This window comes from Streptomyces sp. NPDC001450 (assembly GCF_053597295.1).
On record NZ_JBSFHY010000021.1, the window covers coordinates 63,852 to 87,973 of the forward strand.

Genomic DNA, 24,122 nt, shown 5'->3' on the forward strand with positions numbered 1-24,122 from the left:
TGGGCACGCTGAACTCAGGGGGAGAGACGTGAACGGGGAACAGAACGGGGTCGAGCCGCTGGAGGACGACGATCCTCGGCGGATCGGACCGATCCCGCTGCTCGGCCGGCTCGGGGCCGGCGGCATGGGGCGGGTCTACCTGGGTGTGCACGAGGGCCGGTACGCGGCCGTCAAACAGGTGCTGCCCTCCGTGGTGGGCGAGGACCAGGACTTCGTCCGGCGCTTCGGGCACGAGCTGGACAACCTCTCCCGGCTGCCCGCCGGGGCCACCGCGCCGCTGCTCGCGGGCGACCGGGCCGCCCGGCCGCCGTGGTTCGCCACCGCGTACGTGCCGGGGCTGACCCTGCGCGAGGCCGTGGAGGTGCACGGCGGGCCGCTGCCGCCAGGGGCGCTGTGGCTGCTGCTGCGGGAGGCCGCGGCGGGGCTGGCGGCGGTGCACGAACTGGACATGGTGCACCGGGACGTCAAGCCGTCCAACGTCATGCTGACCCTGGAGGGTGTCACCCTCATCGACTTCGGTGTGGCCCGGGCCGCCGAGCAGAGCCAGCTGACCCGGACCGGCATGGTGGTGGGCACTCCCGCCTACATGTCTCCCGAACAGGCCTCGGGGGCACGGCGGTTGACCGGTGCGGTGGACGTGTTCGCGCTGGGATCGGTGATCGCGTTCGCGGGCAGCGGCCGACCGCCCTTCGGCGACGAGTCCGGGCACGGCGTGCTGTACCGGATCGTGCACGAGCAGCCCGATCTGGAGGAACTGCGGGAGGCCGACGCGGAGTTGGCCGCCGTCGTCGCGTCCTGTCTGGACAAGGATCCCGAGGGCCGGCCCACCGCTGCCGAACTCGTCGAACTGGCCGCCGGGCGGGGCCCGTCGGAGCCCCCGCTGTGGCCCGGGTCCCTCACCGAACGGCTGACCGCGCGGGCGGCGTTCGCGGCGCAGGTGCCGGAGGTGCCGGAGGTGGAACCGGCGTCCGGGCCGGAACCGGAGGCCGGGTCGGAGCCCGAGGTGGTCGTACGGCCCGGCGAGAAACAGCGGCCGGCCGAGCGGCCCCGCGAACGGCGTCGTACGCGCATCCTGTTGGCCGTCGTGCCGGCCGTGGTCGTCGTCGGTACGGCGACGCTGGCCTTACAGCTCCTGCCGTACGCCACCGACTCCGGCCGGAAGGACACCGCGGGCACCCCCGAGGCCTCCGTCTCCGCGTCGGCCGATCCGGCGCCCGGCCAGTCCTCCGCGAGCCCGTCGGGCAGCGGGAAGCCGGACGGGAAGGGGTCGGCTTCTCCCGCGGGCAAGAAGAAGCCGGGCAAGGGAGGTTCGGGCGGCGGCCAGGAGGGCTCGGGTGCCTCCGACGGCTCGGGCGACTCCGGCGGCTCGGGTTCGGCGGGCGGTGGCAGCGGCACCACCGGCGGTACCTCGGGATCCGGCACGGGTGGCTCGTCCGGCGGTTCCAGCAGCTCCGGCGGCTCCTCCGGGGGTTCTTCGGGCGGCTCCTCGTCCGGCGGCTCCTCTTCCGGAGGGACCTCCACGACCAGCCCCGGCACGGGCTCCTTCCGGCTCAAGAACGGCGAGAACGGCAAGTGCCTGATCCAGGTCTACGGCTCCACGGGCCTCGGTGACTGCTCGGACTCGTCCGCCAAGTGGACCTTCCGCAGTGCCTCCGGCGGCAGCGTCAAGGTCATCAACGTGTCGACCGGCGCGTGCCTGAGCGCGAACGGCAACGGCCAGGCCGTCTTCGTCGGCGACTGCTCCCAGAGCAGCAGCGCCCGCCTGTGGAAGACGGGCTCCGGCAACTCCCTGCGCACCGTCTACGACGGCGGCTGCCTCGACCTCGCCTTCGGCGGCGGGGTGGCCGAGGCGACCTGCAAGTCGGGGGCCGCCTCCCAGAGCTGGGCGAGGACGTGAGGCGGGGCGCCTAGGCGTTCACGCGGAGCAGCAGCTTCCCCGTGCTCGTCCGGGCGCCCATCAGCCGGTGTGCCTCGGCCGCGTCCGCCAGCGGGAACTCGGCCGTGACCGGCAGGGACACCGTGCCGTCGACCACCTTGGCGAAGGCCTGTTCGGACAGGCGGCGCAGCTCGGCCGGGGCCGTCCTCGCGAGGGTCAGGATGGAGAAGCCGGCGACCGAGATGCCGAGCGGGTACAGCTCGGGCTGGCCCACGGTCCACGGCTCGGCGGAGCCGGCGTTGCCGAAGGAGACCAGGCGGCCGAAGGGGGCGAGGGAGGCGAGGCCCGCGCGCAGGGTGTCGCCGCCGACGGGGTCCAGGACCAGGTCCACGCCCCGGCCGCCGGTGGCCTGCCGCACCGGGTCCTGGAAGGCACCGACGAACACCTCGTCGTAGCCGTGCTCCTTGGCGTAGGCCGCCTTCGCCGCCGAGGACACCACGCCGTACACCGTCCCGGCGCCCGCCGCCCGGGCCAGCCGGCCGGCCACCGTGCCGACTCCGCCCGCCGCTCCCTGGACGAGGACCGTCTCGCCGGGCTGGAGCCGGCCGACCGTGTGGATCAGGGCGTGGGCCGTCGGCAGGACCGTCGGGAGCGTGGCCCCCGTGCGCAGGTCCACGCCCGAGGGGAGCGGGAAGACGGTGGTCGTGTCGGCCACGACCACCTCCGCGTACGCCCCGCCCTCGGTCAGTGCCGCCACCTCCTGGCCGACGGCCAGGCTGGTGACGCCCGCGCCGAGCGCGCGGATCCGGCCGGAGACCTCGAGGCCGGGGACGTACGGCAGCCGCGGCACCCGGTAGCCCTCCGCGCGGGCCTTCAGGTCGGCGAAGTTCACGCCCGTGTAGGCCACGTCGATGCTGACCTGGCCAGGTCCGGGCTCGGGCACCTCGGCCGTCACCGCCCTCAGCACCTCGGGACCGCCGTACTCCTGGAACTCGACCGTGCGCATGCCGTACCTCCGGCTCGGGGAGAGTGTTCAACGAAAAGCGAACACTCGCGAGTGTATGATTTTCATCGAACACTCGGCAAGCGTGCGAGCGGGACACGGCAGTGGGGAGGCGGCATGGCCGCGAGCAGTCACCGGACCGCCCCGGAGCACACCCACCCGCACGACGTGCCTGTCCTCACCGCGCTCGCCGCCCTCGCCGACCCCGTACGCCTCACCCTGCTCAGGGAGTTGGCCGGCTCCGCCGAGTGGTCCCGCAGCTGCGGCAGCTTCGACGTGCCGGTCGGCAAGGCGGCCCTCAGCCACCACTTCGCGGTGCTGCGTGGGGCGGGGCTGGTCGAGCAGCGTGACGAAGGGCCCAAGCGTGTCAACCGGCTCAGGAGGGCCGAGTTCGACGCCCGCTTCCCGGGGCTGCTCGACCTGGTGCTCAGGGGCGACTGAAGCGGCGGAGGTACGGAGGGCGTACGGCGGACGTACGCGGCGATGCGAGTCCCCGGTGGCTCAGGACGGTTCCTGGGCGGGTCGTCCTGCGGGGCGCATGACGATCTTGGGGTGCCGGCGCTGCTCCCAGTAGTGGCTCAGCCCTGGGACCGGCACCCGGGGATACATGTGGCCGTAGCGGGCGTAGTTGTTCCGGACCGTGGTGAGGCCGTTCTGGGTGGGCACGGCGTACGTCTGCTCGCCGCGTTGGACGACTGTGGCCTGCTGGCGTATCTGGAGGGCTCGGAGGTCGTCGGCGGAGGCGTAACGGGTCGTGCTGGACAAGGCGATGCCGTCGAGTCCGGCATTGGCGAGGGCGACCATGAGGCGCCACTGGCGGACATTCACGGCCTCGGACAGGAACCTGCTCAGGGCCTTGGCGGCGGTCGGCGCGGCGTCCTCGATCCGCGTCTCCAGCCAGGTGCGGCGCCTGCGGGCCTTGGCGGCGGCGGCAGCCGTCTGCGCGAAGGCCTCGTCGACCTTCATGCGGGCGTGTTCCCGTAACAGCTCGCGGTAGGCGTCGAGTTCGGCGTTGACGAGGCGGCAGGCCACGCGGGCCGGTCGCTGCAGGAGCGACGCGATGTGCTGGAGCAGCACGTCTTCGGTGTCGATGACGGCGGGTGTGTGCTCCCGGTGGGCCCGCTGGAAGACGACACGCAACTGCTCGGCCAGTTCGGTCTGGCGCGCCTCGGCCGCCGGGTGGCGCAGCAGGGCACGGTCGATGACCGCGGGGGAGACGCCGAAGACGCGGGCCAGGTTCATGCGCACGGTTCCGTCGTCCCGCACGGGCAGCAGGGCCTGCCGCTCGATGTTCGTGTAACTGCTGCGGCTGATGCCGACCAGTGCGGCCGCCTCGGCGATGGTCAGGCCGCTCTGGCAGCGAAGGCCGTGGATGTCGGCCAGCGCGCGCTTGGTGCGCAGTTCGCGTGCCGGAATGTTGAACAGGTCGCTGAGCTGGGCGATGCGCTTGGGGTCCGGCTTGGAGACGTTGTTCTCGTAGGCCAGGATGCGGCTCTTGGAGGTGCCCAGGAGTCTGGCCACGGCCTCGGCGCTGAGCAGCCTGCCGTCGACCGGGCGGGTCAGGCGGGCCATGCGCAGGGCGTCGCCGTCGAAGTTCGCCGTTCCACGAGCCACTGTCGCCGACCCCTCTCGTCAGTCCGTTAGTACTTCAACTAACCCTGCTAATCACGGTCGGTACCGTTCAGGACCACCTTCGTGCAAAGCAATTCATCCTGGCGAGTGCCCGGGGAACTTTTTGCAGCTCAGTCCCTATACCGTGGTACCGTTTAGAGCTACTTTGGGTTTCCGGGCGGCGGCACAGCCACCAGGATTAGCGCGCAAGCGGGGGGTGGATTTCTCGGGGGTCCCTACAGTGGGAGTGTCCCTGGAGCGTGCTGCTCCCCTGACGACTTACCGAAAAGTGACCGTGAGCCCGTGTCCGGCGGGAACCTGAGCACGGGCCCACGTACCGGCTATTCGGTAACTGACGGCGGATGAGGTCCCAACCTCATCCGCCGTTGTCGTACAGGTCGAGCATCAGCCGGACGAGCCAGTACAGGCACTCGCCGACCACGCGTACCCGACGTGCGCGCGACGCGTCACCGAGGTCCGGCTCTGGGCAGCCGCGCGGGGGACCGGCGCTCTCCCGGCCCGCCGTCACCGGTACCGGAGGGTCCGGGTCCCGCGGATCAGGGGGGACTGCGTCGTCCCGGTCGCTTGGCTGGTCAGAGCTAGCCACGGACCTGCTCCTCTCTGTTGGGTAACCGGGCCTGTTGAACCCGTACGGCGCCCACAGGCACCGGTGCAGAGAAGAGCTAGGGAGGAGACTACCGGGTGTCGGGGCCGGAACCCGTATCACTCGTGTGGGTCAATCGGGCGTCGCTGAGGGCCACGTGAGACCGCGTGGCCGGCGCGCCGCGAGTGTTCGAATAGACGAGTCGACATTCTTGTGTACCCGTCAGTTCACACCTTGTATGTGAAGGGGTCGTTCGAGTGAATGCCTTCATTGTGAAGGCGGTTATTACTCTCGGGTAGGTAGAAAAAAGTTGTGCAACTTCCTTTGATAACCAGCCTGTTGCCCGTCGCTTTTCGTCCCTGATGTACCATCACTCGCTCAATCGGCAGAGCCGATGGGCCCATCGGGAGGACGCCCCACTGGCTCGTGGACCGGCGATGACGCTCGTCCGTAACTTCGACGGCATGACCCCAGAGCACAAGGGCACGGCCCAGCTGACCACCGCGATGATGCTGTCCGGCACCCTCGGTGTCTTCGTCGTCGAGTCGGGTGCCCCGCCCTTCGACGTCGTCTTCTTCCGCGTCCTGTTCGGCGCCCTCGCCCTCGGCGGCTACGTCGTCGCCCGCGGCTGGCTGCGCGACCACGGCTTCACCCCGCGCACGCTCGGACTCGCCGTCCTGGGCGGGGTGTTCATCGTCTTCAACTGGGTGCTGCTGTTCCAGTCGTACGAGAACACGTCCATCTCCGTGGCCACCGTGGTCTACCACACGCAGCCCTTCTACGTGGTCCTCCTCGGGGCCCTCCTCTTCCGTGAACGGCTCACCGCCGCCCGGGTCGGCTGGATCGCCGTCGCCTTCGCGGGCCTGATCCTGGTCTCCGGCGTGACCCCCGCCGACTTCACCGGCGGCGGCGCCTACCTCACCGGCATCGGCCAGGCCCTGCTCGCCGCCCTCCTCTACGGCCTGTCCACCCTGGTCACCAAGCGGATCACCGGCGTGCGCCCGCATCTGATCGCCCTCGTCCAGGTCCTGGTCGGCATCCCGCTGCTGCTCCCGTTCGCCGACTTCGGCGCGATGGTCCCCCAAGCTCTCGGCTTCGCTCGAGCAGGGGGTACCCCCATGCCGGGCTGGGACTGGGGCTGGCTGCTCGGGCTGGGATTCATCCACACCGGGGTGATGTACGTCCTCATGTACGCCGCCTACGCCCAGCTGCCCACCGCGAAGATCGCCGTACTCGCCTTCGTCTACCCGGCCGTGGCGATGGTGATGGACTGGGCGGTGTACGGCCACCACATCGGCCTCGTCCAGGCGCTGGGCGTCCCGCTGATCGTGACGGCGAGCCTGAAGGTCACCCTTGCTCGGCCACGAGCCGCCGCGCCTGCTCCACGAACAGCCGCGCATGAGCGGGAAGCCGCTTCCCGGACCGCCACGCCAACTGCGTGCGAAGCGTGAACGGCGGCTCCCAGCCGAGCCGTACCAGGGAGCCCCCCGCGAGTTCGGCGGCGACCGTCACCTCGGGCAGCAGCGCGATCCCGAGGCCGGCCGCCGCCGCGCGCTTGGTGGCCTCGATCGTGCCGAACTCCATGAACTCCACCGGCTTCAACGCCGTCAGCTCCCGCTCGAACAGGTCCCGGTAGGCGCAGCCCGGCTCGGTGGCCAGCAGGGGCTGCCGGGTCAGGTCGGCCGTCGTGACCGGCCCCTCGGCCAGCGGGTGTCCGGGCGCCGCGACCAGCGCCAGCGGCTCCACCGCCAGCACCGCGCTCTCCAGACCCGGATGCCCGGTCTCCTCCTCCATCAGGAAACCGACGTCGTACGTCCCCTGCCGCAGCGCCTGCCGGGTCTCGTCGCCGATGGTGGTGCGCAGGGCGAGCCGCACCTTCGGGTGGCGGTGGTGGAAGTACTCCAGCAGCGGGGGCAGCCGGTAGGAGGTCAGGGACTCCATGGTGCCGACGGTGAGGGTGCCGGACGGCTCCTCGGCTCCGGTGACGGCCGCCCGGGCCTCCTCGGCCAGCTCGATGAGCCGCCGGGCGTAGGGCAGCAGCCGCTCGCCCGCCTCGGTGAGCCGGATGCGGCTGCCGAGCCGGTCGAACAACTCGACGCCCAGGTCGGACTCCAGCGTGCGGATCTGGCTCGTCACACTGGACTGCGCGTACGACAGTTCGGCCGCCGCACGGGTGAAGCTCAGGACCGTGGCGACCTTCTCGAAGGTGACGAGCAGCCGGAGTTCCATGTGTCAGTCGCTCTTCGGGTCGTCCTTGTCGAGGGACTTGAGGAACTCGGGGTTGTCGTCGGGGGCGACCCAGCCGGCGGCGGTGGTGCGGTGTCCCGTTGAAAAGGGGGAAGGTGCGGAGCCCGTCCCGGGGGTGCGCCGCACCTTGCCGGTGACCAGCCAGGCGACCGGGCCCACCAGCACCTCGCCGAAGAGCAGGATGATGATCACCCACACCACCTTCGGCAGGTGGCGCACCTCTTCCTCGGGGGTGTTCAGACAGTCCACGAAGGCGTAGATCCACAACGCCAGGACCAGCAGGAACGGCAGATACCTGAGCATCGGTGTGCGCTCTCCTGGAGATGTGAGTAGGCCCCGGTGACGGGCCCAGGTTAGCGGGTGACAGATACTGGGACACATGGCTTACGACGATCTTCGCTCCCTGCTCAGGGCGCTGGAGCGCGAGGGAGACCTCAAGCGCATCAAGGCCGAGGTCGACCCGTATCTGGAGGTCGGGGAGATCGTCGACCGGGTGCAGAAGTCCGGGGGACCGGCGCTGCTCTTCGAGAACGTGAAGGGCTCGGCGATGCCCCTCGCGATGAACGTCTTCGGGACCGACCGGCGGCTGCTGAAAGCGCTGGGCCTGAAGTCGTACGGCGAGATCTCCGAGAAGATCGGCGGACTGCTGCGGCCCGAGCTGCCGCACGGGTTCGTGGGCGTGCGCGAGGCGTTCGGGAAGCTGGGCGCGATGACGCACGTGCCGCCGAAGAAGGTGAAGGAAGCCCCTGTACAGGAAGTCGTCCTGCACGGGGACGACGTGGACCTCGACCGGCTCCCGGCCCTGTTCACCTGGCCGAAGGACGGCGGCTCCTTCTTCAACCTGGGGCTCACCCACACCAAGGACCCGGAGACCGGGATCCGCAACCTCGGGCTCTACCGCCTCCAGCGGCACGACAAGCGCACCATCGGCATGCACTGGCAGATCCACAAGGACAGCCGGAACCACTACCAGGTGGCGGCGCGGCGCGGCGAGCGTCTCCCGGTGGCGATCGCCTTCGGCTGCCCCCCGGCCGTCACCTACGCCTCCACCGCGCCCCTCCCCGGCGACATCGACGAGTACCTCTTCGCGGGGTTCATCGCCGGCAAGCGCATCGAGATGGTCGACTGCAGGACGGTCCCGCTCCAGGTCCCCGCGAACGCGGAGGTCGTCCTGGAGGGCTGGCTGGAGCCCGGCGAGATGCTCCCGGAGGGCCCCTTCGGCGACCACACCGGCTTCTACACGCCGCAGGAGCCGTTCCCGGCCCTGAAGATCGACTGCGTGACGATGCGGAAGCGCCCGCTGCTCCAGTCGATCGTGGTGGGCAGGCCCCCCACGGAGGACGGCCCCCTCGGCCGCGCCACGGAACGCTTCTTCCTCCCCCTGCTGAAGATCATCGTCCCGGACATCGTGGACTACCACCTGCCCGAGGCCGGCGGCTTCCACAACTGCGCGATCGTCTCGATCGACAAGAAGTACCCGAAGCACGCGCAGAAGGTCATGCACGCGATCTGGGGGGCCCACATGATGTCCCTCACCAAGCTGATCGTGGTCGTCGACTCCGACTGCGACGTGCACGACCTGCACGAGGTCGCCTGGCGGGCCCTCGGCAACACGGACTACGCCCGCGACCTGACCGTTGTGGAAGGGCCCGTCGACCACCTCGACCACGCCTCCTACCAGCAGTTCTGGGGCGGCAAGGCGGGCATCGACGCGACGAAGAAGTGGCCCGAGGAGGGCTACACGCGCGACGGCGGATGGCCGGACATGGTGGAGTCCGACCTGGACACGGCGGCCCTGGTGGACCGCCGCTGGAAGGAGTACGGCCTGTGAGCAGCGCCTCCGCGGCACTCCCGCAGCCGGGACGCACCAAGGCGTTCCTGCGCCTGGTGATGATCGAGCACTCGGTCTTCGCGCTCCCCTTCGCCTACATCGCCGCCCTGACGGCGATGTACCAGTGGGACAAGAACATCCACTGGGGACGGCTCCTCCTCGTCACCGTCTGCATGGTCGGCCTGCGCACCTTCGCCATGGCGGTCAACCGGATCATCGACCGCGAGATCGACGCCCGGAACCCCCGGACGGCCCACCGCGAACTCGTGACCGGCGCGATGTCGGTGAAGCACGCCTGGACCGGCGCCCTCGTCGCCCTGGTGATCTTCCTGGGCGCGGCCGCCCTCCTGAACCCGCTCTGCCTGGCCCTGGCCCCCATCGCGGTCATCCCGATGGTGGTCTACCCGTACGGCAAACGGTTCACGAACTTCCCGCAGGCCATCCTGGGCCTGGCCCAGGCGATGGGCCCGGTCGGCGGCTGGCTCGCGATCACCGGCGAGTGGTCCTGGGACGCGGTGATCCTGGGCCTCGCCGTCGGCATCTGGATCGGCGGCTTCGACCTGATCTACGCCTGCCAGGACGTCGAGACCGACCGCGAGATCGGCGTCATGTCGGTCCCGGCCCGCTTCGGCATCCCGGCGGCGGTCTGGGGCGCCCGGGCGTGCCACGCCGTCACCACGGCCCTGTTCGTCTGGTACGCCCTGACCACCCACGCCGGTGCCTTCTTCTGGCTGGGCCTGGTGATCGTCGCGGCCGCCTTCGGCTACGAGCACCGCATCGTCCGTCCGCATGACCTGTCCCGTGTGAACAGGGCGTTCTTCAGCGTCAACGGCTTCATCGGCATTGCCCTGTTCGTGTGCGCCTTGCTGGATCTCCTGGTTCGAGGTCTGACCGTCTGAATACGGTGCGGCCTACCATCGAGTGCAGAGATAGGGAGGCCGACGTGACCGTCTCGGACAGTGACCGCCTGCACTCGCAGCTCGCCCGGTACGAGGACATGTTCCGCGGGTACCGGATGGAGATTGTCGAGGGCAACATCGTGATGAGTCCGCTCAGGCCGTTCCACAACGAGACCATCATGAGGTTGTGGACGCAGCTCGAACCTCAGCTGGGCTCGGAGTGGGGCTTCATCAGCGACGTGGCGGTCCCCTTCAGCGACGACTTCGAGTTCTGCCCCGATCTCGCGGTCATCCCCGAAGCCGAGAAGAACCGCAATCTCACCTCCTACCCGGCCGACCTGGTGGAGCTGGCGATCGAGGTCGTCTCTCCGAGCAGCGTCCGCAACGACTACGAGGTCAAGAACAAGCAGTACGCGGCTCGTGGAATCCCGAACTACCTGATCTTCGACCCCCGCACGGGGCACCTTGTCACGCTGTGGAATCCCGGCCCGGACGGATACCTCGGCCGGGACACGCTTCCCTACGGGGGCAAGTTGACGGTGGAGACGAAGCTCGGAAGCCTCACTGTGGACACCGCCCGCCTCCCCGTGGATCCCAAGACAGCCGACCGGTCCTGAACCCTCCCCGTCCCGCCGGTACGCTCAAGGTGTGAACGCAGGAGAAACGCAGCGCGCGCCTTGGATCGTGGGGGTGTCCGGAGCTTCCGGGACGCCGTATGCGGCAGCCGTGCTGCGGGCCCTGCTGGACGCCGGGGAGGCGGTCGACCTGGTGGTCAGCCGGGCCTCGCGGCTGACGCTGCTGGACGAGACGGGGATCTCGTTCCGGGACGCGCACTGGCAGGATGACCTGCGGGAATGGCTGGCCCGGGGCGCCGACGGCAAGCCCGGGACCTTCGACGTGGACGTCAGCGGGGTGCGGTACTGGAGCGCGGGGGATCTCGCGGCCGGGCCGTCCTCGGGGTCGTACCCGGCGAAGGGCATGCTCGTGGTCCCGGCCTCGACGGCCTGTGTCGCCGGTGTCGCTCTCGGGCTGTCCAAGGATCTGCTCCAGCGCGCGGCGAGCGTCACACTGAAGGAGCGCCGGCCGCTGGTCGTGGCCGTACGGGAGACCCCTTTGAACGGTCAGACCCTGCGGCACCTCGTCGCACTCGACGACGCCGGGGCGAGCGTGGTGCCGGCCTCGCCCGCCTTCTACGCGGGCGCGACCCACATCCAGGATCTGGTGGACTTCGTCGCCGGGCGCGTGCTGGACGCGGCGGGCGTCGGTCACGGTCTGTACCGGCGCTGGAAGGGCGAACTGGGCGGCGGCTCAGCGGTCCGGTAGTCGAGCAAGTCGCAGTACCTCTCATCACTTCGAACGTTCAGAACTTTTCCAGGGGAAGGCTTCGATCGCATGGACGCGGTGGACAGGCAGCTCATCCAGGCCCTGAGGGAGAACGGCCGGGCCTCCTACGCGGAGCTGGGACGCCTCGTCGGCCTGTCGGGACCCAGCGTCACCGACCGCATCAACCGGCTGGAGGCGGCCGGTGTCATCACCGGTTACCGCGCCACCGTGAACGCGGCCTCCCTCGGCCTCGGCGTGACCGCCCTGATCGGCATCTCGCTGTCCGACGCCGCCGACCACGAGGACGTGGCCCAGCGGCTGAAGGAACTCCCCGAGATCGAGGACTGCTGGTTCATCGCCGGCGACGACTCCTACATGCTCAAGGTGCGGGCGACCGACGTGGACGGGCTGGAGAGGATCATCCGGCGGCTCAGCGGGACCAAGGGCGTGTCCCGCACCCGTACCACGATCGTGCTGTCCACGAAGTGGGAGAACCGGGTCGGGGAACTTCCCGAAGAGGTGTAGGCGTACCGTGGGTCGGGCTGTCGTAGAAAGGTGTTGGCATGGACGTCGGGCTCAAGCGCGAGCTGGAGGAGAAGGTCCGCTCCGGTGAGCGGCTGACCCGCGAGGACGGCATCGCGCTGTACGAGTCGGACGACCTGGCCTGGCTGGGCGGTCTCGCGCACGAGGTGCGGACGAGGAAGAACGGCGACGTCGTCCACTTCAACGTCAACCGGCACCTCAACATGACCAACGTGTGCACGGCCTCCTGTGCCTACTGCTCCTTCCAGCGCAAGCCGGGCGAGAAGGACGCGTACACGATGCGCATCGAGGAGGCGGTGAAGCTCGCCAAGGCGATGGAGTCGGAGAACCTCACCGAGCTGCACATCGTCAACGGCCTGCACCCGAACCTGCCGTGGCGCTACTACCCGCGCTCGCTGCGGGAGCTGAAGGCCGCCCTGCCGAACGTCTCGCTGAAGGCGTTCACGGCGACGGAGATCCACCACTTCGAGACCATCTCCGGGCTCTCCGCCTCCGAGATCCTCGACGAGCTGATCGACGCCGGCCTGGAGTCCCTCACCGGCGGTGGCGCGGAGATCTTCGACTGGGAGGTCCGCCGGCACATCGTGGACCACAGGACCCACTGGGAGGACTGGTCCCGCATCCACCGCCTGGCGCACGAGAAGGGTCTGAAGACCCCGTGCACCATGCTGTACGGCCACATCGAGGAGCCCCGCCACCGGGTGGACCACGTCCTGCGCCTGCGCGAGCTGCAGGACGAGACGAACGGCTTCCAGGTCTTCATCCCGCTGCGCTACCAGCACGACTTCGTGGACATGAAGGACGGCAAGGTGCGCAACCGCCTCCAGGCGCGCACGCAGATGGCGACCGGCGCCGAGGCCCTGAAGACCTTCGCGGTCTCCCGGCTGCTCTTCGACAACGTCCCGCACGTCAAGGTCTTCTGGGTCATGCACGGCGTCCAGACCGCCCAGCTCGCGCTCCAGCACGGCGCCGACGACATGGACGGCTCGGTGGTCGAGTACAAGATCACGCACGATGCGGACAACTACGGCACCCCGAACAAGCTGACCCGCGAGGACCTGCTGGACCTCATCCGCGACGCCGGCTTCCGTCCGGTGGAGCGCAACACGCGGTACGAGATCATCCGCGAGTACGACGGCCCGGACCCGCTGCGCCGGGAGTCGCCGCAGCCGATGCGGGTGTGAGCCGGTGACGCTGTCGTTCGAGCTGGACCCGGCGGTCTCGCCCGCCCTCAGGGACGAAGTGCTCACGCTCTGGGCGGACGTGTCGAACGCGGGCGGTTCGGTCGGCTTCGTGCCGCCGGTGACCGCGGACGAGATACGCCCCGAGCTGGTCAGGCACCTCGTCGCGATGGCCGAGGGCCGCACCCGGCTGCTGGTCGGCCGGGACGGGAGGGGAGCGGTCGTGGCGACCGCGTTCCTCACGTACAACACGCACCGGCTGATGCGGCACTGGGTGTGGCTGTACACGGTGATGGTCCACCCCCTGCACCAGGGCAAGGGCTACGGCCGTGCCCTCCTCGAGGCCGCCGCCGACGCCGCCCGCGGCCTCGACGACATCGAGGCCATCCGGCTCACCTGCCGGGGCGGCCTCGGCCTGGAGCGGTTCTACGGCTCCTGCGGCTACAAGGAGGTCGGCCGGATACCCGGCGCGATCCGGGTCGCACCCGGCGACGACCGGGACGACATCTTCATGCTGCTGCAGCTGCCCTGACCCCGCTGCAAGATCGGGTCCGCACCGTGCTTCACTGGACGGTGCCCCTTTTTGGAATCGGAAGAGTGGATTGAGATGCTCCGCTACACGCTGATGCGCCTCGGCATCTTCGCCGGCTGCTTCGTGGTCGTCTGGGGAGCCGTCTACTCCGGGATCTTCCCGCGCGGCTTCGGCGACTCCAACTTCCTGTGGGTCCTGCTGCTCTCGCTGGTGCTCTCGGCGCCGATCAGCTTCGTGGTGCTGCGCAGGGAGCGGGACCGGGCCTCCGTGCAGATCGTGAACAGGGTCGACCGGATGAAGGCCAACCTGGATGCCAACCGCAGCCAGGAGGACGTGGCGGACGACTCCGCGCGGGCGCAGGGCGGGGCAGCCGCGCCCAATTAGGCTTGCCCGCATGGGTGCCGTGAAGACCAAACGGATGCCGAGGGCGGTTCGGGAGCAGCAGATGCTCGATGCCGCCGTGCGGATCTTCGGGCAACGCGGCTACATGGCCGCCTCGATGGACGAGATAGCCGAACTCGCGGGCGTGTCCAAGCCGCTGGTCTACCTGTACCTGAACTCGAAGGAAGACCTCTTCACCGCCTGCATCCGCCGCGAGGCCGGTGCCCTCACCCAGGCCGTCCGCGCCGGCGTCCGCTCGGGGCTGCCCGCCGACCGCCAGCTGTGGGACGGGCTCCAGGCGTTCTTCGCGCACACCGCCGAGCACCCCGACGGCTGGTCCGTGCTGCACCTCCAGGCCCGCACCCACGGCGAGAGCTTCGCCGCCGAGGTCAGCGCGATGCGCGAGGAGATCGTCGCGTTCGTGACCCAGCTGATCGCGGAGGCCGCCCGTGAAGCGCACCGGGACCCCGACCTCCCCGAGCGCGAGGTCGCAGGGCTCGCCGAGGCCCTGGTCGGAGCAGCGGAATCCCTGGCCGCATGGGCCAACGCGACGGACGGCGTCACCGCCAGGCAGGCCGCGTCCACCTTGATGAACTTCGCCTGGTCGGGCCTGGGCAACTTGATGCGGGGCCGCCATTGGACTCCGCCGGCTGGAGAGGTCTAGCGCTGTCGGCGCCTGACCCGCGACGCCCCGTCTCACAGCGGCCGTACCTCTCCGGACAGGTGGAGCCGCCCGCCCGAGCCCCGCAGGGAAAAGCGGCCGGTGGCGTCGGCGCCGTAGGTCACCGTGCCCGGCAGCAGCACGGGTGCGTGGAAGCGGGCCCGGACGACGGCCTCGGCCGGTGTGCCGTGGGCGGCCAGGCTGCGGGCGACCGTCCACATGCCGTGCGCGATGACCCGGGGGAAGCCGAGAAGGCGGGCGGTGAGGGGGTGCAGGTGGATGGGGTTGCGGTCACCGGAGGCGGCGCCGTAGCGGCGGCCGACGTCCCCGGCGAGCCGCCACTCGGCCAGGACCGGCAGCGGGGCCGGGTGCTCGTCCCGGGATCCGTCGGGCCGGCCCGGCGTCCGGTGCCGGGCGAGGTAGGTGCTCCGCGACTCCCACACGGCATCCCCGCCGGCCCGTAGCCCGGTGACCACCGTGGCCTCCGTGCCGCGCCGGTGCGGGGCCAGCCCCTCGATGTGGACGGCGAGTTCGTACTCCCCGGTGGCGGGCAGGGCGGTGCGGCGGACGATCTCGATCGAGGTGTGGACCAGGCCGAGCAGGGGCAGCGGGAAGTCCCGGCCGCTCATCAGGCGCATGGCCAGCGGGAAGCCGAGGACGTGCGGATAGGTGACGGGCAGCGCGTCCGTGCCGTCGGTCGAGCCGGTCGCGAAGCCGCACACCCGCTCGTAGGCGGCCAGCCGGGCCAGGTCGACGCGCAGGCCGGGCAGCACCAGGCGGGTGCGCGGGAAGTCCGCGTCCGGGGACGGGCGCTTGAAGGGGGAGCGCAGGGCGCCCCGGGCCAGCAGCGGGGCCAGCGCGGGTGCGGCGGTCAGGGTGAAGCTCAGGCGGCGGTCGGCCATGTCCAACTCCCGCGCGACTCGGTCCAAAGTCCTTACTCTGGAGTAAGGTTACCCGGGGTAAGTCTATGTCATGAGCGAGGGGGGAGGTCGAGATGAGTCCCGGGCGGGCAGTGGATGCGGCAGGGGAGTTGACGCCCCCTCACGTACCCCCTGACGCTGCACACCCCCGGCTCCGGACCATCCCCGAACCCGCACGAGTCCCCCACAGAGGCCTCGTACGATCACCTGCCTAACCAGCGGTAACCCCTGTTCAGGGGCCGCCGGTGAACACCTCGCCGCACGAGGTACGTACGTCATGCAGCAAGCAGTTCGCCGCTGCACGCCCGAGGAGCCGCCCGTGTCCACGCCGTACCCGAACACCCCCGTCTCCTCCGGCGCCACCGTCTCGGCCACCGACTACGACGGCCTCCCGGTCCTGGTGGAACCCGAGACCCGGCGGCTGGACGGTGCCGTACGGGAGGCGTACGTCCCGCCGTTCGCGCCGCCGGTGAAGCACGGCTCGCTCGCGGACCTGCCGTTCGACAACGCCGATGCGGCCCCCGGCGCGATCGTGCTCAGCCGCAGGCTCGCCGACGGCAGTTGGGCGGACGTGACCGCGGCAGAGTTCGCCGGGCAGGTGCTCGCGGTGGCGAAGGGACTGATCGCGGAGGGGCTGGTGCCGGGCGACCGGATCGCCGTGATGGCCCGTACCACGTACGAGTGGACGCTGCTCGACTTCGCCGCCTGGGCGGCCGGCCTGGTCACCGTCCCCGTCTACCCCACCTCCTCCGTCTTCCAGACCCGCTGGATCCTGCACGACTCCGGCGCGAAGGCCCTGGTCGCGGAGACCCCAGGGCAGGCCGCGGCCATCGGCCCCGAGCTGGAGCGCATGCCGGACCTGCGACACCTGTGGGTGATCGAGAACGGGCACGTGGAGCGGCTGGCGGAGGCGGGCACCCAGGTGCCGGACGGCGAAGTGGGCGTCCGCAGAGGGATGCTGGGGCCCGACACGCTCGCCACGCTCATCTACACGTCCGGCACCACCGGCAGGCCCAAGGGCTGCGCCCTCTCGCACGGCAACTTCTTCGCCGAGGTGGACAACGCCATCGAGCTCCTCTACCCGATCTTCAAGGCGAAGTCGGGCGAGGAGGTGTCGGTGCTGCTGTTCCTGCCGATGTCCCACGTCTTCGGGCGGATGGTGGCGATCGCCTGCGTCCGGGCCCGGGTACGGCTCGGGCACGCGCCCAGCCTGAAGGCGGAGGACCTGCTGCCCGACCTGGCCGCCTTCCGGCCGACCTGTCTGCTGACCATCCCGTACATGCTGGAGAAGATCTACAACTCCGCGCGGGCCAAGGCGGAGACGGGTGGCCGGGTGGCCGCCTTCGATCGGGCGGCCGCGGTGGCCGTGCGCTACGGGGAGGCGCTGGAGGCCCGCCAGACCGGCACCGGCGGCGGCCCCAACCGGGCTCTGAAGACGGCCCGTTCCTTCTACGACCCGCTCGTCTACCGGCGCATCCGCAACGCCATGGGCGGCAAGGTCAAGCACGCCATCTGCGGCGGCTCACCCCTCGGCCGCCGCCTGGCCGCCTTCTACGCCGGTGCCGGCATCGAGATCTTCGAGGGCTACGGCCTCACCGAGACCACCGGCGCCTCGACGGTGACCCCGCCGCTCAAGCCCCGCCTGGGCACGGTCGGCTGGCCGCTGCCCGGAACCCGGGTGCGGATCGCGGCGGACGGCGAGATCCTGATCGCGGGCGATCACGTCCTGCGCGGCTACTGGGACCCGCAGGCGGGCGGAGTCGTCCCCGCGACCCGGGACGGCTGGCTGCCCACCGGCGACCTCGGCGAGCTGGACGACGAGGGCTATCTGACCATCACCGGCCGCAAGAAGGAGCTGCTGATCACGGCCGGCGGCAAGTCGGTGGCACCGGCGCCGCTGGAGAACTGGCTGCGTCAGCACCCGCTGATCTCCCAGTGCATGCTCGTCGGCGACGCCCGCCCCTACGTCGCCGCCCTCATCACCCTGGACCCCGACGGCATCACGCACTGGCGCCAGATGCACGGCAAGCACCCCGTGCCACCGGAACTCCTGGTCGGCGACCCGGAGTTGGAGGCCGTCCTGCAGCGGGCACTGGACGAGGCCAACAAGCTGGTGTCCCGGCCCGAGTCGATCCGCCGGTTCGCCGTGCTGCCCGTGGACTTCACCGAGACGGCGGGCCATCTGACCCCCTCGATGAAGTTGCGGCGGCGGCAGATCATGCAGGACTTCGCGGCCGAGGTGGAGAGCCTCTACGCACGCTGAAACGGTCGGCACCCGCTCCCGCCGGCCCCGCCTCGGTCCGGACTCGGCGAGGAGCGTGGAGCGGGTTGCCGCCTGGGTCGGTCGCGGCCCGGCATCGATCCTCGTACGGCCGCCGGAGCCAGTCAATCCTAAGGTTTTCTCCGTAAACCCCAGTGTTAGCTTGGGTGTTGTGACCCTCGACGACCTTCGTGTGTTCGTGGCGGTGTGCCGGGCCGGGAGCCTCAGTGCCGTCGCGCGGGAGCTGGGCTGCACCCAGTCCGCCGTCAGCCAGCACGTCAAACGGCTGGAGCGGGAGACCGGTGTGGCCCTGCTGGAGCGGCAGCCGCGCGGGGTCGTGGCCACCCGCGCCGGCCGGATCCTCGAAGCGGCGGCGGCCGAGGGCATCTCGGGCCTCGACCTGGCGGTACGGCAGCTGCGCGACCTCCTCGACGGGCACAGCGGACACGTCCGCGTGGCCACCGGCGCCACCACCGTCCGGCACTTCATGTCCGAGGCCGTCATCACCTTCCGGCGCCGTCACCCGCAGGTCAGCCTGGAGTTCCGGACGGTCAGTTCCGGCCGCGGCAGCTTCGACGCGCTCACCGACGGCACCCTGGACCTGGCCTGGATCACCCTCGGACCCGCGGTGCGCGGCATCGAGCAGCGCGCCGTGGTCGAGCTGCCCTGGGTGCTCGCCGTCCCCGCCGACGACCCGCTGGCCACGCGCACCCGTCTGGATCCGGCCGATCTGGTCGACGTACGGCTCATCCGGCTGCCGCCGAACTCCGCCTCCGCCGCCCATCTCGAGGACGCCTGCGCCGAGTGGGGCGTCCGGCTCGGCCACGACACCAGCGTCGCCGACTGGGACACCGCGCTGCTGCTGGCCGAGCTGGGGGTGGGGCGGGCCGTCGTCCCCGCCGTACCGGGGCTGCCCGTGCCCGGCGAGGGCGCGCTCCGGCTGGTGCCGCTGCCGGGGCTGCGACCCCTGCCGGTCGGCTGGGCGGTCCGCCGCTGGGACGCGCTCAGCCCGCCCGCAAGGGCTTTCGCGGACACGGTCGTCGAGCGCTGCGGCCCACCGGCGGTGCCCTGAAATGCCCGGACAGCGCAGTAAACCGGCTGTTCTGTTTTTGCCGTGAATCAGCCCCCGGCAAGTGCCGAGGAGCGGGTAGCGTAGGAGGGATGCACCCGTGTCCATGGTGTGTCGTCAACTGGTCAACCACACAGAAGAAGTGAGCGTCTTGGGCCCACGCACCACCTCGGGAACCGGCCGGGATCGGATCGGTAACGCCCGCTCGTAGCCTGCCTTTCCACCCTCGCCGACTCCGTCACCACGAGCAGAGGCATGAAAGAAGACAACGACGTCCGCCGGATCTTCCTGCTGAACCCTGACCAACGCCTCGTCCGCGAGGCCGCGCACGCTGGTGTCCAAGTGCGCTCGATCCGGGTCGACGCAACGGACGAGGCGGCCCTGCGCGCACCGCTCGCGGAGGCCGCCGAGGCCGGGCTGTGCGTCAACCCGGCCCGCGCCCTCAGAGTGCTCTCGGACCCGGCGGCCGTACAGCGCCTGGTCCGCGACAACCGGCTCTCCCCCGGCGGTACCGAGGTAGCGCCCGGCGATCTGCGGCTGACCGTGGAGACGCTGAGCGTGCACGGCATGCACCAGGCCGTCGGGATCACCGCGAGCACCCCCTACGGCCTGCTCCACCCCGCCCCGCTCACCGACGACACCGCCGCCGAGGTGCGCGCGGTGGTGACCGCGCTGCTGGACCTGACCGGATACCAGTACGGGCCGGCCCACATCAGCGTCGCCCTCACCCCGCGCGGACCGGTGATCACCGGCTGCCGGGCGGGACTCGGGGACGACCCGGTGCCCGAACTGGTCAAGGTGGCCGGCGGGTTCGACCTGGCGGCCGGCGCCATCGAGGTGCTGGCCGGGCGGCTGGTCGACGCGGTGCGGCCGAACCGGTTCGCGGCCGCGGCCCTGCTGAGCCCGCCGTGGCGGCTGCAGACCACCGAGGTCGGGATACTCCCGCATGTCCGGTATGTCTCGCCGCCCGAGGCGCTGCGCCCCGGACACCTCGTCGTGCACGCCGACTCGCCCGAACTGGCGGCCCGCCGGGTCGCCTCCCTCACCGCCCTGGTCGTCGGCGACGGCGGCTGACCGGCGACCGGGAACGGATCGGGAACGATCCGGTACGGGCCGACCGCACTGTTGATACGTCGCCGGAAGAAGGACGACGACGCCAGCGACGTCAACGGGAGGCGGAGTCAGGATGCTGAAGTTCTCGATCCTCGGGGCACTGCAGATCCGTACCGTGTCCGGCCCGGCGGAGATCTCCGGCGACCTGCAGCGCACCCTGGTGCAGACCCTGCTGATCAGCGAGGGCCAGCCGGTGTCCGGGGAGAGCCTGGTCGAGGAGATGTGGGGGGACTCCGTCCCCGACAACCAGGCCAACGCCCTCCAGGCCCATGTCAGCCGGCTGCGCCGCAGACTGCGCAGCCTCGAGCCCGGCCGATCCGGATCCCGGGTGACCATCCACCCCTCCGGCTACCGGCTCGTGGTGACCGAGGGTGAGCTGGACGCCGCCGAGTTCGTGCGGACCGTACGTCAGGCCGAGTCGGCCTCCGCGCAGGACGCGGAGCGCACCGCGCGGCTGCTCGGCGGCGCGCTGGCGCAGTGGCGCGGCCCCGTCTTCGGCGGGTTCGCGGGCGGGACGCTGTGCCAGCTGGCCGGTGCCCGCTACGACGAGTACCGGATGCGGGCCATGGAGCTGCGCTTCGACGCCGAGCTGCGGCTCGGCCGGCACGCGGCGGTCCTCGCCGAGCTGACCGAGGCGCACACCAACCACCCGCTGCGGGAGCGGTTCTGCGAGCAGCTCATGATCGCCCTGTACTGCTCGGGACGGCAGGCCGACGCCCTCGACGTCTTCCGCCGGATGCGCCGCCACCTCGACGACGAACTCGGCATCCAGCCATCTCCGGCCCTGCGGCAGGTGGAGAGCGCGATTCTCTGCCATGACCCGGCTTTGGCCGGTGATGCGCGATCCTCTCTCCTTCAACTTGCGTGAAGGGTTAGCTTTTGGCTCGGCCGAGACGCACCGCACGGTAACGTGAAGTCGCCTTCCAGCGTGGCCCGTTCGGGTACAACCTAGGATTGTCCCGAACATCTCGGGCCGGGCAACGCAATGGGGCGGGGGGGGACGGGTTCGTGGAGTCGGCGGTATCCGCTCAGCCTGTCGTGCGCTTCAACATCCTCGGCTCGTTGGAGGGCTGGTACGGCGAGCGCCGACTGAGACTCGGCAGCCCGACCCAGGAACGCGTTCTGGTCACGCTCTTACTGGAGCCGGGGCGCATGGTGCCGGTGCCCCGGTTGGTGGCCGCCGCCTGGGACGACGAGCCGCCGCAGACCGCCGGCCACCAGATCCGCAAGGCCGTCGCGGCACTGCGCACCCGAATACCCGGCGGTGCCGGGCTGATCGTCACCGACGGCGCCGGATACCGGGCCGTCCTCGGCGAGGACCAGCTCGACCTGCACGAGTTCGGCCGCCGCTCGGCCGAGGCCCGGCAGGCGGTGGCCGCCGGGCAGCCCGCTGAGGCGGTCGGGCATCTGCGAGCCTGTCTGGACCTGTGGCGGGGCCCGGTCATGGCCGGAACGGGCGGCTCGGTGATCTCCGCGGCCTCCGCCGCGCTCGAGGAACGGCACATGGCCGTCGCGGAGCAGTACTTCGAGCTACAGCTGGAACTCGGCCAGTCCACCGAACTCATCGGACCCCTACGCGAGTTGGTCACCGCCCACCCGCTGCGGGAGACCCTGCGCGGGCGGCTGATGGTCGCCCTGTACCGGGCGGGTCGGCAGGCCGAGGCGCTGGAGGAGTTCGGCCGGGTGCGTGAACTGCTCGTCGAGGAGCTGGGCATCGACCCGGGCGCCGAACTGACAAGGCTGTACGAAGCCATTCTGCGCGACAGCCCCGAGGTGGCGCCCCGGGTACCGCAGTCCGTGGCCGACCGTGCCGCCCACCTCGTACCGGCTCCCCTCGACCGGCCGTCCGGGGCCGAGCCCGCGCCCTGCACCCTGCCCTACGACCTGCCGGACTTCACCGGCCGGGACGAGGAGCTGGCCCGGCTACTGGAGGTGGGCCGGGCCCCGGCCGGCGGGTGCGCCCGGATCGTCGGCGTGGACGGCATGGGCGGCAGCGGCAAGACCACCCTGGCCGTGCACGCCGCCCACCTGCTCGCGCCGGACTACCCCGACGGGCAGCTCTTCGTCGACCTGCGCGGATTCAGCCCCGGCGAGAAGGCGCAGGAGCCGGGCGCGGTCCTGCACTCCCTGCTGCGCACCGTCGGCATCCCGGACGACCGGATACCGGACGACCTGGAGCGGCGCACCACCTTGTGGCGAACCGTTTCCGCCCAGCGGAAGCTGCTGCTCCTCCTCGACAACGCCGCCGACGCCGCCCAGGTACGGCCGCTGCTGCCCACTTCCGAGGACTGCCTGGCGATCCTCACCGGCCGGGTGCGCATGCTCGAACTCGACGGCGCCGAGTGGCTCCCGCTCGGCCTGCTCTCGGCCGACGACAGCACCACTCTGCTCACCCGGATGCTCGGCGCCGACCGCACCGCCGCCGAACCCCGGGCCGTCGACCAGCTCGCCCGGCTGTGCTGCGGCCTGCCCCTCGCCCTGCGCATCACCACTGCCCGACTGCGCAACCGCCCCCGCTGGACCGTTCAGTACCTGGTCGACCGGCTCGCCGACGAGACCCGGCGGCTGCGCGAGATGAGCGCCGGGGAACGCAGCGTCGAGGCCACGCTCCGGCTGTCGTACCAGGCGATGGAGGAGGACCGGCGCGTCGCGTTCCGGCTGCTCGGCCTGCACCCCGGCAGCGCCATCGACGTCCACTCGGCCGCGGCACTGCTCGGCACCGACGTCCACGACGCCGAGGACGTCCTGGAGCACCTGCTCGACGCGCATCTGCTGGAACAGCACGAGGCGGGGCTGTACGGCTTCCATGATCTGGTGCGGACGTATGCGATGAGTGTGCGGGAGGCGGAGGACGACGAGGGGGCCGCCCTCGGGCGCTTGGTGTCGTACTACGCGCTTGCCACCGAGGTGGCTTGCGAGACGCTCTTCCCCGGCCGTAGCCGCTTCGACGACCCGCCCGAGCGGGGCAGGCTCGAACTGCCGAGGCTGGACAGCGACGACGGGGCGCTGCGCTGGTTCGACCACGAGTACGAGGCGCTGCTCTCGGTCGTCGCCCAGGCGGGCACGCAGGGCCTGCACCGCCTGGCTGCGATGCTGGCGCGCAATGTCCTCTTCTATTTGGACCTGCGCGGGCACTACGAGGAGTTCCGGATCGTGGGCCGGATCGCGGTCGACGCCTGCCGGCAGCTCAGCGACCCGGTGCTGCTGGGCCTGAGCCTGACCAACCTGGCCGTGGCCCACTGGTGGCTCGGCGACTTTCAGGACGGCATCACCACCGCGCAGGAGGTCATGGGGCTGAACTGCGACGACGGCGGCTTCACCAAGGCGTTCACCCTCGACGTGCTCGGGCTGTTGTACGGGGCGGTCGGCGAGTTCGAAGAGGCCCGTGTTCATCTGGCCGAAGGCATCGCCCTGCACCGGGAGTTGGGCGAGGCCCGAATGGAGGCACAGGCGCTCGCCAACCTCAGCACGGTGCAGATCTGGGCGGGCCATTACGCCGAGGGCGCCCGGTACGCGGCCCAGGCCACCGAACTGAACCGGCGCATCGGCGCGCGAAGCAACGAGATCCACTCGCTGACCTGGCTGGCGCTGGCCCACCTCGGCACCGGTGAGGACGAGCGCGCGCGGGCCTGCCTCGCCCAGGCGCTGGAGCTGTGTGACGAGTCCCGGAAGCCCGCGAACGTGGCCCTCGTCCTCGCTCACTGGGCGCGGGTCTGCCAGCGTCTCGGCGAAACCCGCTCGGCCGCCGAACACGCCGAGCGTGCCTTGGACCTGGTCACTGCCGAGGGCCCGGCCCTGCGCCAGGCGACCGTGGTGAACGTGGTGGGCCTGGTCCATCTGCGACGCGAGGCACCTGAGCGGGCTATGGAACTGCACCGCCACGCTTATGAGGTGGCCTCGCGGCTCGGCTATCGCATTGAGATCGCCCGCGCCCTGCACGGCATGGCGGAGGCGGCGCAAGCCCTGGGCGACGAACCGGCGGCGCGTCGGCATCTGAGGGAGGCAGAGGCGTTGTACGACGCCATGGGCGTGACGGAAGCCGGGCGCTGCCTGTAGAAGACGGAGACG

23 protein-coding genes are annotated in these 24,122 nt (G+C 70.8%); 17 read left to right on the forward strand and 6 right to left on the reverse strand.

Features of this window, described 5'->3' with window-relative positions; genetic code table 11:
* Positions 1 to 28: 28 nt before the first annotated feature.
* Positions 29 to 1,897 carry a protein kinase domain-containing protein gene (locus ACWC5O_RS23395; RefSeq protein WP_450585353.1) on the forward strand — a complete coding sequence of 623 codons (1,869 nt, stop codon included), beginning with the start codon at positions 29 to 31 and terminating at the stop codon, positions 1,895 to 1,897.
* 10 nt (positions 1,898 to 1,907) lie between these two features.
* Here ACWC5O_RS23395 and ACWC5O_RS23400 read toward each other — a convergent pair whose 3' ends face one another.
* Positions 1,908 to 2,882, reverse strand: coding sequence for a quinone oxidoreductase family protein (locus tag ACWC5O_RS23400; protein WP_450585351.1), 975 nt, complete (start codon positions 2,880 to 2,882; stop codon positions 1,908 to 1,910).
* A gap of 114 nt (positions 2,883 to 2,996) precedes the next feature.
* On the opposite strand from ACWC5O_RS23400, the gene ACWC5O_RS23405 reads away from it, so the two are divergent.
* Entirely contained in the window at positions 2,997 to 3,320 is a 324-nt protein-coding gene (locus ACWC5O_RS23405; RefSeq protein WP_450585349.1) for an ArsR/SmtB family transcription factor, read from the forward strand.
* 60 nt (positions 3,321 to 3,380) lie between these two features.
* On the opposite strand, the gene ACWC5O_RS23410 is transcribed toward ACWC5O_RS23405, so the two are convergent.
* Positions 3,381 to 4,493 carry a helix-turn-helix transcriptional regulator gene (locus ACWC5O_RS23410; RefSeq protein ID WP_450585347.1) on the reverse strand — a complete coding sequence of 371 codons (1,113 nt, stop codon included), beginning with the start codon at positions 4,491 to 4,493 and terminating at the stop codon, positions 3,381 to 3,383.
* Positions 4,494 to 4,866: 373 nt separating this feature from the next.
* Positions 4,867 to 5,097, reverse strand: a complete 231-nt coding sequence (locus ACWC5O_RS23415; RefSeq protein WP_450585345.1) for a hypothetical protein — start codon at positions 5,095 to 5,097, stop codon at positions 4,867 to 4,869.
* A gap of 461 nt (positions 5,098 to 5,558) precedes the next feature.
* Between ACWC5O_RS23415 and ACWC5O_RS23420 the strand changes: the two genes are divergently transcribed.
* Positions 5,559 to 6,545, forward strand: coding sequence for a DMT family transporter (locus ACWC5O_RS23420; protein ID WP_450585537.1), 987 nt, complete (start codon positions 5,559 to 5,561; stop codon positions 6,543 to 6,545).
* On the opposite strand, the gene ACWC5O_RS23425 is transcribed toward ACWC5O_RS23420, so the two are convergent.
* Together ACWC5O_RS23425 and ACWC5O_RS23430 are read right to left on the reverse strand one after the other, a co-directional pair.
* Positions 6,442 to 7,323, reverse strand: coding sequence for a LysR family transcriptional regulator (locus ACWC5O_RS23425; protein WP_450585343.1), 882 nt, complete (start codon positions 7,321 to 7,323; stop codon positions 6,442 to 6,444). The two genes, ACWC5O_RS23420 and ACWC5O_RS23425, sit on opposite strands and share 104 nt — an antisense overlap.
* A 3-nt stretch (positions 7,324 to 7,326) precedes the next feature.
* Positions 7,327 to 7,644: a PLD nuclease N-terminal domain-containing protein gene (locus tag ACWC5O_RS23430; protein WP_450585341.1), complete on the reverse strand. Its 318-nt coding sequence runs from the start codon at positions 7,642 to 7,644 to the stop codon at positions 7,327 to 7,329.
* A gap of 76 nt (positions 7,645 to 7,720) precedes the next feature.
* Here ACWC5O_RS23430 and ACWC5O_RS23435 point away from each other — a divergent pair, with 76 nt between their 5' ends.
* The 9 genes from ACWC5O_RS23435 (at position 7,721) to ACWC5O_RS23475 (ending at position 14,695) form a co-directional block, all read left to right on the forward strand.
* Positions 7,721 to 9,172, forward strand: coding sequence for a menaquinone biosynthesis decarboxylase (locus tag ACWC5O_RS23435; RefSeq protein WP_450585339.1), 1,452 nt, complete (start codon positions 7,721 to 7,723; stop codon positions 9,170 to 9,172).
* On the forward strand, positions 9,169 to 10,071 hold the full coding sequence (gene mqnP, locus ACWC5O_RS23440; protein WP_450585337.1) for a menaquinone biosynthesis prenyltransferase MqnP: 903 nt from the start codon (positions 9,169 to 9,171) through the stop codon (positions 10,069 to 10,071). The genes ACWC5O_RS23435 and mqnP overlap by 4 nt, the downstream gene beginning before the upstream one ends.
* Before the next feature lie 44 nt (positions 10,072 to 10,115).
* On the forward strand, positions 10,116 to 10,688 hold the full coding sequence (locus ACWC5O_RS23445; protein WP_450585335.1) for a Uma2 family endonuclease: 573 nt from the start codon (positions 10,116 to 10,118) through the stop codon (positions 10,686 to 10,688).
* A 31-nt stretch (positions 10,689 to 10,719) separates the two neighbouring features.
* A complete protein-coding gene (locus ACWC5O_RS23450) occupies positions 10,720 to 11,394 on the forward strand; it encodes a UbiX family flavin prenyltransferase (RefSeq protein WP_450585333.1) in 675 nt (224 codons plus the stop codon).
* A 69-nt stretch (positions 11,395 to 11,463) separates the two neighbouring features.
* Positions 11,464 to 11,919, forward strand: coding sequence for an Lrp/AsnC family transcriptional regulator (locus ACWC5O_RS23455; protein ID WP_097253023.1), 456 nt, complete (start codon positions 11,464 to 11,466; stop codon positions 11,917 to 11,919).
* A gap of 38 nt (positions 11,920 to 11,957) precedes the next feature.
* Positions 11,958 to 13,121, forward strand: a complete 1,164-nt coding sequence (gene mqnE, locus ACWC5O_RS23460) for an aminofutalosine synthase MqnE (RefSeq protein WP_389187322.1) — start codon at positions 11,958 to 11,960, stop codon at positions 13,119 to 13,121.
* A 4-nt stretch (positions 13,122 to 13,125) separates the two neighbouring features.
* Complete coding sequence (locus ACWC5O_RS23465; RefSeq protein ID WP_450585328.1) at positions 13,126 to 13,650, forward strand: N-acetyltransferase family protein; 525 nt, start codon at positions 13,126 to 13,128, stop codon at positions 13,648 to 13,650.
* 75 nt (positions 13,651 to 13,725) lie between these two features.
* A complete protein-coding gene (locus tag ACWC5O_RS23470; RefSeq protein WP_450585326.1) occupies positions 13,726 to 14,034 on the forward strand; it encodes a DUF4229 domain-containing protein in 309 nt (102 codons plus the stop codon).
* A gap of 10 nt (positions 14,035 to 14,044) precedes the next feature.
* Positions 14,045 to 14,695 carry a TetR/AcrR family transcriptional regulator gene (locus ACWC5O_RS23475; RefSeq protein WP_450585324.1) on the forward strand — a complete coding sequence of 217 codons (651 nt, stop codon included), beginning with the start codon at positions 14,045 to 14,047 and terminating at the stop codon, positions 14,693 to 14,695.
* Positions 14,696 to 14,727: 32 nt separating this feature from the next.
* On the opposite strand, the gene ACWC5O_RS23480 is transcribed toward ACWC5O_RS23475, so the two are convergent.
* Positions 14,728 to 15,594: a MaoC family dehydratase gene (locus ACWC5O_RS23480; protein WP_450585322.1), complete on the reverse strand. Its 867-nt coding sequence runs from the start codon at positions 15,592 to 15,594 to the stop codon at positions 14,728 to 14,730.
* A gap of 295 nt (positions 15,595 to 15,889) precedes the next feature.
* Between ACWC5O_RS23480 and ACWC5O_RS23485 the strand changes: the two genes are divergently transcribed.
* The 5 genes from ACWC5O_RS23485 (at position 15,890) to ACWC5O_RS23505 (ending at position 24,110) form a co-directional block, all read left to right on the forward strand.
* Complete coding sequence (locus ACWC5O_RS23485) at positions 15,890 to 17,875, forward strand: AMP-dependent synthetase/ligase (protein WP_450585320.1); 1,986 nt, start codon at positions 15,890 to 15,892, stop codon at positions 17,873 to 17,875.
* Between the two features lie 169 nt (positions 17,876 to 18,044).
* Entirely contained in the window at positions 18,045 to 18,944 is a 900-nt protein-coding gene (locus ACWC5O_RS23490; RefSeq protein WP_450585318.1) for a LysR family transcriptional regulator, read from the forward strand.
* 252 nt (positions 18,945 to 19,196) lie between these two features.
* Positions 19,197 to 20,015, forward strand: a complete 819-nt coding sequence (locus ACWC5O_RS23495; RefSeq protein ID WP_450585316.1) for a hypothetical protein — start codon at positions 19,197 to 19,199, stop codon at positions 20,013 to 20,015.
* Positions 20,016 to 20,127: 112 nt separating this feature from the next.
* Positions 20,128 to 20,922 carry an AfsR/SARP family transcriptional regulator gene (locus ACWC5O_RS23500; RefSeq protein ID WP_450585314.1) on the forward strand — a complete coding sequence of 265 codons (795 nt, stop codon included), beginning with the start codon at positions 20,128 to 20,130 and terminating at the stop codon, positions 20,920 to 20,922.
* A gap of 140 nt (positions 20,923 to 21,062) precedes the next feature.
* Positions 21,063 to 24,110: an AfsR/SARP family transcriptional regulator gene (locus tag ACWC5O_RS23505; RefSeq protein WP_450781055.1), complete on the forward strand. Its 3,048-nt coding sequence runs from the start codon at positions 21,063 to 21,065 to the stop codon at positions 24,108 to 24,110.
* Positions 24,111 to 24,122: the final 12 nt, after the last annotated feature.